Source organism: Sphingobium sp. ZW T5_29, from assembly GCF_044987515.1.
Taxonomy (GTDB): Bacteria; Pseudomonadota; Alphaproteobacteria; order Sphingomonadales; family Sphingomonadaceae; genus Sphingobium.
Genome location: NZ_JBJDRM010000004.1, coordinates 174,796 through 188,980, shown reverse-complemented (window position 1 = coordinate 188,980; position 14,185 = coordinate 174,796). Strand labels below are relative to the sequence as shown.

The 14,185-nt window shown below is 62.9% G+C and carries 14 protein-coding genes and 1 tRNA gene; 8 read left to right on the top strand and 7 right to left on the bottom strand.

The window, feature by feature from the left end; genetic code table 11:
* Together rpsK and rpsM are read right to left on the bottom strand one after the other, a co-directional pair.
* On the bottom strand, positions 1-390 hold the full coding sequence (rpsK, locus tag ACI3KQ_RS04840) for a 30S ribosomal protein S11 (protein WP_167304149.1): 390 nt from the start codon (positions 388-390) through the stop codon (positions 1-3).
* 76 nt (positions 391-466) lie between these two features.
* Positions 467-835: a 30S ribosomal protein S13 gene (gene rpsM / locus ACI3KQ_RS04835; RefSeq protein WP_037467883.1), complete on the bottom strand. Its 369-nt coding sequence runs from the start codon at positions 833-835 to the stop codon at positions 467-469.
* A gap of 346 nt (positions 836-1,181) precedes the next feature.
* Between rpsM and ACI3KQ_RS04830 the strand changes: the two genes are divergently transcribed.
* On the top strand, positions 1,182-1,709 hold the full coding sequence (locus ACI3KQ_RS04830; RefSeq protein ID WP_404955305.1) for a hypothetical protein: 528 nt from the start codon (positions 1,182-1,184) through the stop codon (positions 1,707-1,709).
* Between the two features lie 502 nt (positions 1,710-2,211).
* On the opposite strand, the gene ACI3KQ_RS04825 is transcribed toward ACI3KQ_RS04830, so the two are convergent.
* The 3 genes from ACI3KQ_RS04825 to ACI3KQ_RS04815 all read right to left on the bottom strand — a co-directional run bounded on the left by ACI3KQ_RS04825 (position 2,212) and on the right by ACI3KQ_RS04815 (position 3,270).
* Positions 2,212-2,484 carry a 3TM-type holin gene (locus ACI3KQ_RS04825; protein ID WP_404955303.1) on the bottom strand — a complete coding sequence of 91 codons (273 nt, stop codon included), beginning with the start codon at positions 2,482-2,484 and terminating at the stop codon, positions 2,212-2,214.
* 13 nt (positions 2,485-2,497) lie between these two features.
* Positions 2,498-3,037, bottom strand: a complete 540-nt coding sequence (locus ACI3KQ_RS04820) for a glycoside hydrolase family 108 protein (RefSeq protein WP_404955301.1) — start codon at positions 3,035-3,037, stop codon at positions 2,498-2,500.
* A gap of 156 nt (positions 3,038-3,193) precedes the next feature.
* Positions 3,194-3,270 (bottom strand) — tRNA-Pro (locus ACI3KQ_RS04815).
* 190 nt (positions 3,271-3,460) lie between these two features.
* Between ACI3KQ_RS04815 and yajC the strand changes: the two genes are divergently transcribed.
* From yajC to ACI3KQ_RS04780, 7 genes are all read left to right on the top strand, one after another.
* A complete protein-coding gene (gene yajC, locus ACI3KQ_RS04810) occupies positions 3,461-3,796 on the top strand; it encodes a preprotein translocase subunit YajC (protein WP_404955299.1) in 336 nt (111 codons plus the stop codon).
* A gap of 7 nt (positions 3,797-3,803) precedes the next feature.
* Positions 3,804-5,402 carry a protein translocase subunit SecD gene (gene secD / locus ACI3KQ_RS04805; protein WP_404955297.1) on the top strand — a complete coding sequence of 533 codons (1,599 nt, stop codon included), beginning with the start codon at positions 3,804-3,806 and terminating at the stop codon, positions 5,400-5,402.
* Between the two features lie 21 nt (positions 5,403-5,423).
* The gene (secF, locus tag ACI3KQ_RS04800) at positions 5,424-6,410 is read left to right on the top strand and encodes a protein translocase subunit SecF (protein ID WP_404955295.1); all 987 of its coding nucleotides are present in this window, start codon (positions 5,424-5,426) and stop codon (positions 6,408-6,410) included.
* Between the two features lie 71 nt (positions 6,411-6,481).
* Positions 6,482-6,820, top strand: coding sequence for an Mth938-like domain-containing protein (locus ACI3KQ_RS04795; RefSeq protein WP_404955475.1), 339 nt, complete (start codon positions 6,482-6,484; stop codon positions 6,818-6,820).
* A 149-nt stretch (positions 6,821-6,969) separates the two neighbouring features.
* Entirely contained in the window at positions 6,970-8,088 is a 1,119-nt protein-coding gene (locus ACI3KQ_RS04790) for a Ppx/GppA phosphatase family protein (RefSeq protein ID WP_404955293.1), read from the top strand.
* Positions 8,085-8,759, top strand: a complete 675-nt coding sequence (locus tag ACI3KQ_RS04785; protein ID WP_404955291.1) for an RlmE family RNA methyltransferase — start codon at positions 8,085-8,087, stop codon at positions 8,757-8,759. The genes ACI3KQ_RS04790 and ACI3KQ_RS04785 overlap by 4 nt, the downstream gene beginning before the upstream one ends.
* Before the next feature lie 43 nt (positions 8,760-8,802).
* On the top strand, positions 8,803-10,311 hold the full coding sequence (locus tag ACI3KQ_RS04780) for a YifB family Mg chelatase-like AAA ATPase (protein WP_404955289.1): 1,509 nt from the start codon (positions 8,803-8,805) through the stop codon (positions 10,309-10,311).
* A 12-nt stretch (positions 10,312-10,323) separates the two neighbouring features.
* Here ACI3KQ_RS04780 and ACI3KQ_RS04775 read toward each other — a convergent pair whose 3' ends face one another.
* Both ACI3KQ_RS04775 and ACI3KQ_RS04770 read right to left on the bottom strand, forming a co-directional pair.
* A complete protein-coding gene (locus ACI3KQ_RS04775) occupies positions 10,324-11,487 on the bottom strand; it encodes a M23 family metallopeptidase (protein WP_404955287.1) in 1,164 nt (387 codons plus the stop codon).
* A gap of 141 nt (positions 11,488-11,628) precedes the next feature.
* Positions 11,629-13,923 carry a putative bifunctional diguanylate cyclase/phosphodiesterase gene (locus tag ACI3KQ_RS04770; RefSeq protein ID WP_404955285.1) on the bottom strand — a complete coding sequence of 765 codons (2,295 nt, stop codon included), beginning with the start codon at positions 13,921-13,923 and terminating at the stop codon, positions 11,629-11,631.
* Between the last annotated feature and the right edge of the window lie 262 nt (positions 13,924-14,185).

Below are 14,185 nucleotides of genomic sequence, written 5' to 3'. Positions count from 1 at the left end.
TTAGACGCGGCGGCGCTTTGAAGGACGGACGCCATTGTGTGGAATGGGCGTCACGTCGCGGATCGAGGTGATGTGGAAACCGACAGCCTGCAACGCGCGAAGAGCCGATTCACGGCCCGAACCGGGGCCCTTCACTTCGACTTCCAGGGTGCGCACGCCATGATCGGCGGCTTTGCGGCCCGCGTCTTCGGCGCAGACCTGCGCGGCATACGGGGTCGACTTGCGGCTGCCCTTGAAGCCCATCATGCCGGCCGAGGACCACGAAATCGCGTTGCCCTGGGCGTCGGTGATGGTCACCATGGTGTTGTTGAAGCTGGCATTGACGTGCGCGACGCCGGCCGAGATGTTCTTGCGTTCGCGGCGCTTAATGCGCTGGGGTTCGCGTGCCATTTTTGCTCTATCCTACTGAAATCGTTGAAAGCAGAAGTCGCCGGAGGGTCAGGCCGAAAGGCGCAACCCTCAACGATTACTTCTTCTTGCCGGCGATCGGCTTCGCCTTGCCCTTGCGGGTGCGCGCATTGGTATGCGTGCGCTGACCGCGAACCGGCAGGCCCTTACGATGACGCAGGCCGCGATAGCAGGCCAGGTCCATAAGGCGCTTGATGTTCATCGCGGTTTCGCGGCGCAGATCGCCTTCAACCGTCAGGTCGGCGTCGATGGCTTCGCGAATCTGCAGGACTTCGGCGTCCGACAGGTCCTGAACGCGACGGCTCTGGTCGATGCCCAGCTTGGTGGCGATATCGACGGCGGTCTTGCGGCCGATGCCGTGAATGTAGGTGAGCGCGATGATCACGCGCTTGTTGGTCGGGATGTTAACACCCGCAATACGTGCCATGGTAATCTGTTCTCCTGCTCCACGGGGCGGTTGGCGCCACCCCATCTCAAAGCGTCCGGGCAGAGACCCCTATAGGGACATCGGCCGATTCGATAGACCCCGTGACGCAAAAAAGACGGCCAGTGCCATGCACTGCCGCTCACCAGCGTGTCCGGGATGGTCGAGGCCCTAGCGATTGGACCCGATGCTGTCAACTTTGCGACTGTGGGTTGAGGCCCGGGATCAACCGATACCATGGGCAGATATACGGCATCCGCGCGAGATTCCTGGTCTAAGATATGGTTCGCCCCTTTTCGGGTTGAAGGTCGGGGGCAGGGTCGGGCATGAAAGGGGCATGCGCTCTTATATGACCACCGCCACCCTTGCGTCGCTGACGCTGTTGCTTGCCGCATGTGTGGGGGCGCCCGATCGGCCACCGTCCCCAGCGCAGCCCCAGCGCCCCACGCCCACGCCCGCACCGCCGCCTGCCGCTGCCCCGGTCGAGTGGCAATATCGCGCGACCACGCCCGGCAACTGGACCTATCGTGCCGAAAGCGCCGGATCGACCGCAACATTTGCCGGGCCAGGTGCTGCTGTGCCAAGTGCCGCTGTGTTGGTGACGATGCGCTGCGATATTGCGGCGCGCCAGATCAGTGTTGCCCGCGCCGGGGGCGGTAAGCCGGTCATGACAGTGCGGACCAGCTATGGCGCGACCAACTGGCCAGCTGCCGCCACCGCAACTGCTGTCGTCGCGACCCGAACTGCGACTGACGCGACCTTGGATCAGATCGCCTATAGCCGCGGTCGTTTCGCGATAGAGGTTCAAGGCGGCGACATGCTGATCCTGCCCGCATGGGCGGAAGTTAGCCGTGTGATCGAGGATTGTCGGCGCTAACGGGGATATCAGACCCTGATGTGGCACATCTTGTGCCTGACAAGTGGTCCCTGCACCAAATCGGCTTGTCCAGCGGACGCGCAAGTATGATTCGAAAAAAGAATATTACAAGTCTTGTTTGTGCGCCCCATCTGATTCACAGTCCAGTTCGTGGCCAGGTCCAAGGTCGAGTGAAAGCCGGGTCGCGCGGGCTTTAACAAGCGAAAGGAGGTGATCCGATGTCTCATGGTTCAGCAGTGAGGTCGGTCAAGTCCCTTCGGGAAACGCGCCGCTGAGCGACGCCAACTGCGTCGATTTTCGATAAGCATGATTTGGGTCGCCCCGCGATGTCCATTAGGATGTCGCCCGCTTGTCGGAAATAGCGCGAACACCGTTTCCCTGGGTGGCGCTTCTGGCCGCTGACCATGTCAATGATGGGCCGTCGGGACTATCTGCCCCGACGGCCCCTCTCATGTCAGGGTTGGTTGGTGCCGCGTAGCCCTGCGCATGTCCTTGCGATATCCTACCGCTCGGCTCCCTTCGCCTTTCCCCATGCGCGGGCCGCGGTATAGCCCAGATAGCCTGTGCCGAACAAAGCGTAGAGTGGTTCGGGCAGTGCGTTGAAATAGGCCTGCATCGCTTCGGTGATTGCCTGCGCCACATCGGGACGCGCGCCGCCGATCAGGCCCAGTGGCACCGACCATAATAGCAGCCCGTACATGACGTAAAGGAAAGCGGGGCGGGCGCGTGCGGTCCATCGGTCGGGCTGCGCGATCCGTCGTTTCGGATTGGTCATCAGTGTGAAATTCCTAACCGATACGGTTTGCAAGCCATCCGTAGAGAAAAGCCTCGTTCGCCGGTCGGCTTTCCGCCAGCGCCAGATATCGTTCGCCTTGCAGTGCCTCCAGGGCTTTTAGCAGCACCACTTCGCCCGGCTTCCCACGAAGCGCCAGGAACGACCTTAATGCTGCGAGTGTTTTGGCGCCTACCACCCGGTCGGCTTTCAGATCGGGATAATCCTTCTGGTTCCGGTTAAGGGCGTTCAATGCGCGTTGAAGAAAGCCCGTCGCAGTAGGAGTGCCCATGTTCACGCCGGTGTCGAACATCTCGGCGGCGACGCTGGGAGCGATCTGGGCGATCATGTCATAGCCTGGCGATTCCCAATATAGCTGCCGATAAATTGTCTCCGCGGCGGCCCGGGGCAGGGCCTTCATATGACCGGCATAGCCATTGGCACGCGCCACCGCCTGGGTAATCCCGAAATGCGTAGCTCCGCCGCGATCCGCCGGGTGGTCACTATAACCACCTTCGCGCGCAATCACCTCGTCGATCAATGTCGAAATGTCCATCGGTCCGCCTCCCAGTCACTGAAGGCGAATCAGTTATCCCATTTGGTTCGTTGTAGGACAGCAAAATCTTCGCGCGCCGCAAATGGCCCTGAAAGATATGAGATATTGGGAAGGGCGGAGCTGCGATCGGCTTTCGCTCGCGGCTTCTGTTTTCCTTGGTCGGGACGAGAGGATTCGAACCTCCGACCCCCACACCCCCAGTGTGATGCGCTACCAGGCTGCGCTACGTCCCGACCGGAGGGGCGGCACATAGAAGCATGTCGAACAACATGCAATAGCTTGAACGAAGCCTTTTTGCCTTGTCGTGCAATCCCTAATCATGTTGCCTCCAAAGCCGCATCTGTGTTAGCCGCCCGCCCTTGATCCGTGGACGCTGCATGCGCATTCACGGCTGGACAAGACAATAAGGCGAAAGTCCCACCCATGTTCATATCCCCAGCCTTTGCCCAGACCGCGGGCGAGCCATCGTCCGGCGCTTCCATGCTGGTGCAGGTCGCCCCGCTGGTTCTTATCTTCGTCGTCTTCTATTTCCTGCTGATCCGTCCGCAGCAGAAGCGGATGAAGGATCACAAGACCAAGATCGACGCGGTGAAGAAGGGAGATCAGGTCGTGACCGGCGGCGGTCTCATTGGCAAGGTGGTCCGCGTGGACGACGTTTATTGCGATGTTGAACTCGCGCCCGGCATGAAAGTGAAGGCGGTAAAGTCGACGCTGACCGACGTGGTCAATCCCGCCACTGCCAAACCAGCGAACGACTGAACCCACGATGCTGAATTTCTCGCGCTGGGCCGTCGCCGGGATCCTGTTGCCATTGCTGATCGGCATCCTGTGCGCCGTGCCGAGCTTCCTGCCCGAAAATGTGGTGGAAAAGCTGCCCCGGTCGCTGCAAACGCGCGTCAACCTGGGTCTTGACTTGTCAGGCGGCAGCCACCTGTTGCTCGAAGCATCGACCCAGGATGTCGCCAGGCAGCGGCTCACCAATATGGAGGAGCAGGTCCGCACCGAATTGCGGCGGGGCGGGGAACGTATCGCAATCGGCGATATTTCCAGCCGCGACGGCAAGCTGAGCTTCATGGTCCGCAATCCGGCGCAGGTCGATGCGGCGGTAGAGCGTATCCGGCCGCTGACACAGGGCGCCGGGCTGACCGGGCAGCGGGATTTCAACGTCGAGGTGGTGAACAGTTCGACCGTCGTCATCACGCCGACCGACGCGGGCATCGACAATGCCGTGAAGAGCGCGATGGAAGTCGCGACCGAAGTCATCCGCAAGCGGATCGACGAAATGGGCACGCGCGAACCCACTATCCAGCAGCAGGGCGGCAACCGGATCGTCGTGCAGGTGCCGGGGCTTCAGGACCCCAAGGCGCTGAAGGACCTTTTGGGCCAGACCGCGAAGCTGGAATTCAAGCTGGTCGATACGACCGCCAATCCGTCCGAAGCCGCCCAAGGCCGCGCGCCGGTCGGTAGCGAAGTGCTGCCTTACCCCGACAATCCGTCGGGCGTGCCTATGATCGCCGTCAAGCGGCAGGTCATGGTATCGGGCGAAGAGCTGACGGACGCGACCCAGGGTTTCGACCAGAATAACCAGGCGATCGTCAACATCCGCTTCAACGGATCGGGTGGCCGGAAATTCGGGCAGGTCACGTCCCAGAACGTCAATCGCCCCTTCGCCATCATCCTGGACGGCAAGGTGCTGTCCGCACCGAATATCAATGAACCGATCCTGGGCGGGTCCGCCCAGATCAGCGGCAATTTCACCGTGGAAAGCGCCAATCAGCTGGCTATCGCGCTGCGTTCGGGCAAGCTGCCTGTCGCGCTTGCGGTGGTGGAGGAACGCACGGTCGGACCGCAGCTGGGCGCTGACTCGATCCGGGCGGGCCTTCTCGCTTCGCTTATAGCGGTCGTCGCGGTCGCTGCCTTCATGTTCGTCAGCTATGGCCGTTTCGGTATATATGCGAACCTCGCGGTCGCCATCAACGTGCTGGTCATATTGGGCGTGATGGGGATGCTGGGCGCGACGCTGACCCTGCCGGGCATCGCTGGCTTCGTGCTGACAATCGGCACGGCGGTCGATGCCAACGTGCTCATCTACGAACGTATCCGCGAAGAGCGCCGACGTGGACGAGGTGTCGTGCAGGCGATCGAGTTCGGCTACAAGGAAGCGAGCCGCACGATTTTCGAAGCGAACGTCACCCATGCCATCGCCGGCGGCATCATGCTTGCGCTGGGTTCCGGCCCGGTCAAGGGCTTTGCCATCGTGCTGCTGATCGGCATCGCCACCAGCGTGTTCACCGCTGTCACCTTCACCCGCCTGCTCGCGGCGCGCTGGCTTCGCGCCAAGCGCCCGACCGAGATCCACATTTAAAGGGGCCGGGAGAAAAGACCCATGAAACTTCTGAAGCTCGTCCCCGACAATACCAATATCGGCTTTGTGAAGCTGCGCCACTGGGCCTTTGCCCTGACCGCGCTGCTGACCGTGCTGGCCGTGGGTGCGACCGCCTATCGCGGGCTCAACATGGGCGTCGATTTTGTCGGCGGCCTGATGATCGAGGCAAAATTTGCCGAGCCGCCGCCGCTGGACAAGGTGCGCAGCACGATCGATCAACTGGGCGTGGGTGATGGATCGCTACAGCAATTTGGCGATCCCCGGACGGTACAGATCCGCCTGCCTCTTCCCGAACAGGGGGGCGCGGGTGCGGCCAACGCGGTGGTCGAAAAGGCACGCAATGCGATGACGGCGCAATTCCCCGGCGTCACATTTTCCCGCTATGACACAGTGTCGGGCAAGGTGTCGGGCGAGTTGATCCGCAATGGCATTCTGGCCGTCATGCTTGCCGTGATCGGCATCGCGGTCTTTTCCTGGTTCCGGTACGAATGGCAATTCGGCGTTTCGACCTTTGTCGCCATCATGCATGACGTGCTGATGGCGCTCGGCTTCTTCGCCGTCACCCAGATGGAGTTCGACCTCAACATCGTCGCTGCCGTGCTGACGATCGTGGGCTATTCGATCAACGACAAGATGGTGATCGACGACCGTATCCGCGAAAATATGCGCAAATATCGCAAGATGGACATGAAGTCGCTGATCGACCTGTCCGTCAACGAAACGCTGCCGCGCACGGTCATGACGTCGGTCACGATCATGCTGGCGCTGGGTGCGCTGCTGCTATTTGGCGGCCATGTGCTGCGCGGCTTCACCGCGGCCATGATGCTGGGCATCATCGTGGGCACCTATTCGTCGGTCTATGTGTCGTCTTCGCTGCTGATCACGCTGGGCCTCGCCCCGCAGGTGGGGGAGCGCAAGGGGGGTAAGTCCGGCCTGGCCGCCCAGGCGGAGCGCGTGGGGCCGCGCGATGACGGGGCAAGGCCCTGAACGGCCAAACCTCAGGAACTGGGCGCAGCGGAATTGAACTGCGCCGGGATGAATCGGGGCAGGGTCCGATCATCACCGGCTTTTCAGGGCGCGGGTTTCGCGTCCGGGATGATGTATTTCCAACGGGCCTGCTGCTGAGCCCAACGGCGGCATGGGCGTGGGACGATGCCCCCGTCGTGGAGGCGTTGACGCGGGCGGCGTTGGGCGACCTGCTGGATGTCCAGCCTCGACCGGAATTTCTGCTGCTGGGAACCGGGGCCCGCCTGGCGCAACCGTCCCGCCAGTTCGTCCGCGACCTTGAGGCGATGGACATCGGCGTCGAGGCGATGGACAGCCGGGCGGCGGCCCGAGCGTGGGGCGTGCTGCGCGCGGAAGAGCGATGGATCGTCGCTGCCCTCCTGCCGCTTTGAAGCGGCCTCCCGCTCTGTCGACGCGCGCGGCGAGTGCGACTACGCGATTGCAATTCCGGCCCCGTCTTGCGCTTTGCCGCGCATCCGCATAGTCTTGATACCAAGTTCCGCACCCTTCGGTGTCGGCGAAGAAGAAAAGAGATACGGCCATGGTGCAGCACAGCCGCCCATTGCCGCAGAGTTCCGGTCCCGCCGGAGGTGTTTCGGGCAAGAGCGCCCGTTCCGGCCCGGCTAATGGGAGCAAGGCTGCGGCCATTACTCCCCCGTTGAAACAGCGGGGCACATTGCCTCATCCGCCACGGGGTCGGCGGGCTTATGCGGCGATCGACCTTGGCACCAACAATTGCCGACTGCTGATCGCCAAGCCATCATCGGACGGGTTCATCGTTGTCGACGCCTTTTCCCGGATTGTGCGGTTGGGCGAAGGGCTTGCCGCGACGGGCCGCATCAGTGACGAAGCTATCGAGCGCGCGATATCGGCCCTGGCCATCTGCGGTGACAAGCTGCGCCGCCGCCATGTCACGCTGGCCCGCTCGGTCGCCACAGAAGCCTGTCGCCGCGCCGCCAATGGCGCGGAGTTCATCCAGCGGGTCTACCGCGAAACAGGCATCGCTCTCGATATCATCAGCGCGCAGGAAGAAGCCCGGCTCGCTGTCATGGGATGCCATGTCCTGCTGGAACCGGGGGACGGCCCGGCGTTGATCTTCGACATAGGCGGCGGTTCGACCGAACTGGTGCTGGTGGATGCCAATTGTTCGGGTGTGCCCCATATCGTTGACTGGGTCAGCGCGCCATGGGGCGTGGTATCCCTGACCGAGAGTGAATTGTTCGACCATGCCGACCCGTCCGAACGGATGGCCGCCTATGCCCGGATGCGCGAGCGGGTGGCCGATGCCTTTGCCCCGCTTGCCCGCCGTCTGCCGCGCCAGCCTTCATCGGTCCGGCTGCTCGGCACGTCCGGGACCGTGACGACACTTGCCAGCCTGCACCTCAACCTTCCTCGCTACGACCGGCAGGCGATTGACGGGCTGATCGTGCCTTCGGCGTCGATGCGGGCCATTTCCAGCCGCCTTGCCACCATGCCGCTGGCGGAACGGCAGAAGCTGCCCTGCATCGGGACCGAACGGGCTGATCTGGTTGTCGCTGGGTGCGCGATCCTGGAATCCATCCTCGACATCTGGCCCGCCGAAAGGCTGGGCGTCGCCGACCGGGGAATCCGGGAAGGCATATTGCGCGGCCTTATGGACCGCGATGGAGTAAGAATGTGAGGGGCGCAGGCGTCGGCAAGGTCCGGGTAAAGACGGCGAAGGGGCGCACGGCGCAATCCACGCGCTGGCTGGAACGGCAACTCAACGATCCTTATGTCCGCCGGGCGAAGGCGGAAGGATGGCGCAGCCGTGCTGCCTTCAAACTGATCGAACTGGATGAGAAGTTTCACTTCGTGAAGGGATCGCGGGCGGTTGTCGACCTGGGCGTTGCGCCCGGCGGCTGGGCGCAGGTGGTGAAGAAATTGTCGCCCAAGGCGAAGGTAGTGGGCATTGACCTGTTGCCGACGGATCCGATCCCCGATGTCACCCTGTTCCAGATGGATTTCATGGATGGCAAGGCCCCGGCTTTGCTGGCCGAAACTTTGGGCGAGGCCCCTGACCTGGTCATTTCCGACATGGCGGCGAACACGGTCGGCCATCCGCAGACGGACCATTTGCGCACCATGGCGCTGGTCGAGGCAGCGGCATGGTTCGCGGTTGAAAATCTGCGCAAGGGCGGGACTTTCGTGGCCAAGGTCTTCGCTGGCGGGACCGATGCCGAGCTGCTGGGCGTGCTGAAAAAACATTTCACGACTATCAAACATGCAAAGCCCCCGGCCAGCCGTAAGGGAAGCGTCGAGTGGTTTGTCGTTGCCCAGGGGTTCAAGGGGCGGCAGGACGAACAGGACTGACCCGCTATTTGGGCGCGGCGATTTTACGGACATTGGGGGCAATTTGGTTTCGACGGTATCGACGGTCGCCTATCTGGGGCTGGACGCGCGCAGCGTGGAGGTTCAGTGCCAGCTTGTCCCCGGCCTGCCCAATTTTATCGTCGTGGGATTGCCTGACAAGGCGGTCGCCGAAAGCCGGGAGCGCGTGCGCAATGCAATTGCGGCAATCGGCCTGTCGCTGCCGCCCAAGCGGATTACCGTTAACCTCTCACCCGCTGACCTGCCCAAGGAAGGGTCGCATTTCGACTTGCCGATAGCCCTGGCGCTGCTGGGCGCAATGGGCGTGATCGACGCGGAAACGCTGTCGGGCTATGTGGTGGTGGGCGAACTGGGACTGGATGGCCGCATCGCGTCGACGCCAGGCGTCCTGCTTGCGGCGCTTCATGCGGGCGAGAAGGAACTGGGCCTGGTTTGCCCTGTATCGCAAGGGTCCGAGGCGGCATGGGCCGGGCAGATAGAGGTGATCGCAGCGCCTGATCTGTTAAGCCTGCTCAATCACTTCAAGGGCACGGCGGCACTGTCCCCGCCGCAGGCCGGGGCGGTCGAACCACCGCCGCGCACTTCAGACCTCAAGCAGGTGAAGGGCCAGGAAAGCGCCAAGCGGGCATTGGAGATTGCTGCGGCGGGTGGCCACAACCTGCTGATGGTGGGGCCGCCGGGCGCGGGGAAGTCGCTGATGGCAAGCTGCCTGTCGGGCATATTGCCAGAATTGACCCCGGCGGAAGCGCTCGAAACATCCATGGTGGCAAGCGTTGCGGGCATGTTGGAAGGGGGACGGATCAGCCGTGCGCGACCGTTCCGCAACCCGCACCATAGCGCGTCCATGGCGGCGCTGGTCGGCGGCGGCATTCGTGCCCGGCCCGGCGAAGTCAGCATGGCGCATCTGGGCGTCCTGTTCCTGGACGAACTGCCCGAGTTCCAGCGTAGCGTGCTCGATTCGTTGCGGCAGCCACTGGAAACGGGGGAGGTGACGGTCGCCCGCGCCAACGCGCATGTGACCTTCCCCGCCCGGGTGCAGTTGATCGCCGCAATGAACCCGTGCCGCTGCGGCCATCTGGGCGATCCGGCACTGGCCTGTTCGCGCGCGCCGCGCTGTGCTGCGGATTATCAGGCGAAGGTTTCGGGGCCGCTGCTGGACCGCATCGACCTGCATGTCGAAGTGCAGGCAGTGACCGCCGCCGACCTTGTCCTGCCGCCGCCAGCCGAAGGATCGGCCCAGGTGGCGGAACGTGTTGCGCAGGCGCGAGGCAGGCAGACGCGCCGCTACGAAGGGACGACGGTTCGAACCAACGCGGAAGTCGATGGCGACCGGCTGGAAGAGGTGGCCGGGCCCGATGAGGCGGGGCGAGAGCTGTTGGCGCAGGCTGCGGTCGCGATGAAATTGTCGGCGCGCGGCTATACCCGCGTGCTGCGGGTGGCGCGGACCATCGCGGACCTTGCGGGGGCCGAGGGGGTAGGGCGGGTGCATGTTGCCGAAGCGCTCAGCTACAGGCGGCGGCCCCCGGTGAACTGACCTGTCGTTGGCTCAGCCACGGCCGCCAATGTCGGCCAGGCGCGCGCGGGCCATCTTTTGCACCTGCAATATATCGTCCCGCGCTTCCAGGAAGCGGCGAGGGTTGATCGCCTCCCCCTTCATCCGCACTTCGAAATGAAGGTGATCGCCCGTGGATCGACCGGTCGATCCCATCAGCGCGATCTTTTGCCCTGGCCGCACCTTCTGCCCGACCCGTGCGACAAAGCCGGACAGATGAGCGTAGCGCGTGGTCAGGCCGTTGCCATGCTCAATCTCCACCACATTGCCATAGCCGCTGCGCTGCCCGGCAAAGCTGACCTTGCCTGCTGCGGCGGCAAGAATCGGCTGGCCGCGGCTGCCGGGAAAATCTATGCCCGCATGAAAGGCGGCCTTGCCGTTGAACGGGTCGCGGCGATAGCCATAGGAACTGGACTGCATCGGTGCGGTCGTCGGCCGCCCCGACGGGATGAACATCAGGCTGCTTTCCAGAAATTCCATCCGCGACAATGCGTCCGCCAGCTTTTCAAATTCACCGGGCAGTTCGTCGCCCTGCCCATGCCAGGGCACGAAGGGGCCGCCCTGCGCCCGCTCAGCAGTGCGGGCCAGCGCATTGGGGTTGAGGCCGTAGCTGCGGATGGCGGCGGCGGTTTTTTCCGTCCGCTGCCGGACGGCCTGGGTCAGCCGAACCGCAAAATGCCGCTGGCGCGCGTCGATCTTCGCCAATGTCGCGGCTTCGGGTGACGCGCCTATGCTAAGATCGGAGGATTGGGTCTGTTTCGCGGCGCCCGTGTCACGCTGAACAGCATCTTCGCCGAAATGCGCGCGATACAAATCGTCGATGAAATCCTGCCGCTGCCGAAGGTCGCGCGCAAGGTCATCCATTGACTGGCGATAGCGATCGACCTTACCCGCCGCGCCCGCGACCGCCTGCTGCTTCGCCTCCAGCATCGCCCGTTCGCGCGACAGGTCGGCCCGGCCCGTCATGACCGACAAGGTGACGGCCAACCAGGTGAGCGTCAGTCCCGCCAGCAGGGAGGCGGTGGTCAGCTGCGCGCGGGTAGAAAGGCGGATAGACTTTAGTTGTCCGGCGGAAAGAAGCGCAATCTCACGCTCCGGGCACCGGGCGATAATCCAGGCCCGAAGGGCGGCGGCCCCCCTCTTGAACTGATGCGACAACTTTTGACCCCATATGCTTTCGAAGACCAGGGGCCGCTAACAAAAGACAGGATCGGGAGCGAATCCGGGAGGGGCGAGTCGTGACGAAGCGAAATTCAAGCAGGCTGAAACGTTCCCGGCGTTGTTTCGTTCCAACAAAAATCAGGCAATTTGCCCGGCGCTCGATTCGTTGTCGCTGCAGCCGAGCAGTGCGGGAATCATCGCTGCGGGCATAGCTGCGCCGAAGTGGAAGCCCTGGCCATAATGGCACCCACCGGCCTTCAGATAGTCGAGCTGATGCTCATTCTCGATCCCTTCGGCCACAGTGTGGATGCCAAGACTATAGGCCAGGTTGAGGACGGTTCGCACGATCGCCGCGTCGTCGGGGTCGGTTTCCAGGTCACGGACAAAGCGCTGGTCGATCTTGATCACATCGATCGGGAACTGCTTGAGGTGCGAAAGCGACGCGAAACCGGTGCCGAAATCGTCGAGAGCGATGGAAATCCCCTCCTGGCTCAACCGATGCAGGCTGCGTTCCACCACTTCGGCGTTGCGACCCAGGAAAACCGATTCCGTCACCTCCAGCTCAATCCGTCCGGTCGGTACGCCTGCGGCCCGAATGTGGTCCAACAGGCGGTCGGGGAAGCTGCTGTCATGCAGTTCCACGCCGGGGACGTTGATCGCGATATGGCCAAAATCGATGCCCTGGTCCTGCCATCTGCGGCAGTCGCGAAGGACCTGCGAAACCATGCGTTCGGTGATGATGCGGCCCAGTTCCCAATGTTCGAACGCGGCGGCGATTTCCCCGGGCATAATGACCGATCCATCGGCGCGAACGCACCGAAGCAGCGCTTCGAAACCGATGATGCGCCCGGTCGTCAGGTCGACCTTGGGCTGATACCAGGGCTGGGGCGGGGCGTGGACCATGGCTTCACGCGCGCATTCCAGCATGCGGGCTTCGCGCAGCCATCTTTCCAGCAGGCCGGGTTCGAACAGGCAGGCCCGGCCGCGCCCGGCATTCTTTGCTTCATAAAGCGCGATGTCAGCGTGCTTCATCAGGTCGGTTATGTGTTCGGCATGGTCGGGGAACAGCGCCGCCCCCATGCTGACGCGGCAATCCAGGTCGCGCGCTCCGTGCGTCAATGGTTGATGCAACGACGACGTCATGCGGTCCAATATGCTGTGCAGGTCGGCTGCTGAATTCAGCCGGGTCAGCAGCACGGCAAATTCGTCGCCACCCATCCGGGCGATCAGGTCCCCTGGGCGGACCACCTGTTGCAGCCGTTGAGCCACCGCGCGCAGCACCGCGTCGCCCGCGTCATGCCCGGCGCTGTCATTGATCCGCTTGAATTCATCAAGGTCGATCAGGACCACGGCGGCCTTGCCCGGGCTCCGGCTCTGGTCCATGGACCCTGCGACTTGAGCCAGCTTGGTCATGAAGTGCGACCGGTTGGCCAGGCCGGTCAGCGCATCCGTCATGGCCAGATGGGCCAGATGGCGTTCGGCTTCCTTGCGATGCGTAATGTCGACGATGCTGGAAAGAATGCAGTCTTCGCCGTCTATGACGATTGGTCGCGACGCCAGCAGAACATCGTGCGCGACCGATCCCCTGCTGAAAATGCGGCATTCATGATTGTCCACATCCTCTCCCGCGGCGATGTAATCGCGCAACGTCGTCAACATGGCCGACTTGTCGTGCAGCACATGCACGTCCGAAATATCGCTTCCCGTCCCGAACATGGCGGCGGCCGCGTCGTTGAAACGAATGACAGTGCCTTCCCGCGTGACCAGCAGGGGGATGGGTACGCTTCTGAACATCCGCTCAAGCGTTTCGCCGTTGGTGACGAGAGCTGCCTGCGCCGATCGGGCGACCCGGCTGGCGGTCCATTCCTGTCGCTGGAGCCGATTGGTGCGGGTGATCGCGATCCACATCGCGCAATGAAGTGTCAGGACCCCGATGATCAGGCCCGGCGCGGTCGCCGAAAGCGGGGCGGGGCTGAGGTAACCGATCAGTAGGGCGATGCCGCAACCAATGCCGCCACCGAAATTCCCCCTGAAGCTGGTGGGCACGACCAGATAGAAAACGACGGGCAGCATCGCCAGGACGAACAGGGCAAGGTCGGTGCGGGACGTGACCAGGAATGCGACCCCCACCGCAACCACCGCTTGCCAGAAGAAGCAATAGCGCTCCACAGCTCTGAAGCTCGCCATCTTGCGGACCAGCATCAGGCAGGCGATCGAGCACAGGACAATGACGGTTCGAGCAGGCACCGCCACCCAGAAATGGGGGGTTCCCGCGAAACGCCAGTCGCTCGCCAGAAACAGCGTATTCATTACAGCAGAGAAAAGGAACAGCATCCGCGCATGGCGTCGCGATTCGGGCAGGCGCTCCTCCTGAAAAGCTCCCTCTCGTTCTGCGTTGATGAATTCGCCCGTAAGGCGGGAAATTTGCGTCACGTCTGTTCCCAGCCAGCGACCATTGGTGAACGCCAGGCAAACCAGTTACTTTATGACTTCTTATCAATCCCCTAATTTCGCGTTCGCGCGCCTGCTTCGATGATCCATCTGCTTTCCTTGACCATGTTGAACGGCCCGGCTATAGGCGCGCCTGCCCGGCGGCCTGCGGTTGCAAAGATTCGTCTTTCCCAGTCGACGTCATGCGGGGTGAATACAGAGCTGAACATTGTCGACTGCTCTTGCGGCTCCAGGGGGCTTATGC

Excerpts from the sequence above, each read along its gene's own strand:
- rpsK (WP_167304149.1), bottom strand. The coding sequence starts at position 390 with ATGGCACGCGAACCCCAGCGCATTAAGCGCCGCGAACGCAAGAACATC.
- rpsM (WP_037467883.1), bottom strand. The coding sequence starts at position 835 with ATGGCACGTATTGCGGGTGTTAACATCCCGACCAACAAGCGCGTGATC.
- ACI3KQ_RS04830 (WP_404955305.1), top strand. The coding sequence starts at position 1,182 with ATGACCACCGCCACCCTTGCGTCGCTGACGCTGTTGCTTGCCGCATGT.
- ACI3KQ_RS04825 (WP_404955303.1), bottom strand. The coding sequence starts at position 2,484 with ATGACCAATCCGAAACGACGGATCGCGCAGCCCGACCGATGGACCGCA.
- ACI3KQ_RS04820 (WP_404955301.1), bottom strand. The coding sequence starts at position 3,037 with ATGGACATTTCGACATTGATCGACGAGGTGATTGCGCGCGAAGGTGGT.
- yajC (WP_404955299.1), top strand. The coding sequence starts at position 3,461 with ATGTTCATATCCCCAGCCTTTGCCCAGACCGCGGGCGAGCCATCGTCC.
- secD (WP_404955297.1), top strand. The coding sequence starts at position 3,804 with ATGCTGAATTTCTCGCGCTGGGCCGTCGCCGGGATCCTGTTGCCATTG.
- secF (WP_404955295.1), top strand. The coding sequence starts at position 5,424 with ATGAAACTTCTGAAGCTCGTCCCCGACAATACCAATATCGGCTTTGTG.
- ACI3KQ_RS04790 (WP_404955293.1), top strand. The coding sequence starts at position 6,970 with ATGGTGCAGCACAGCCGCCCATTGCCGCAGAGTTCCGGTCCCGCCGGA.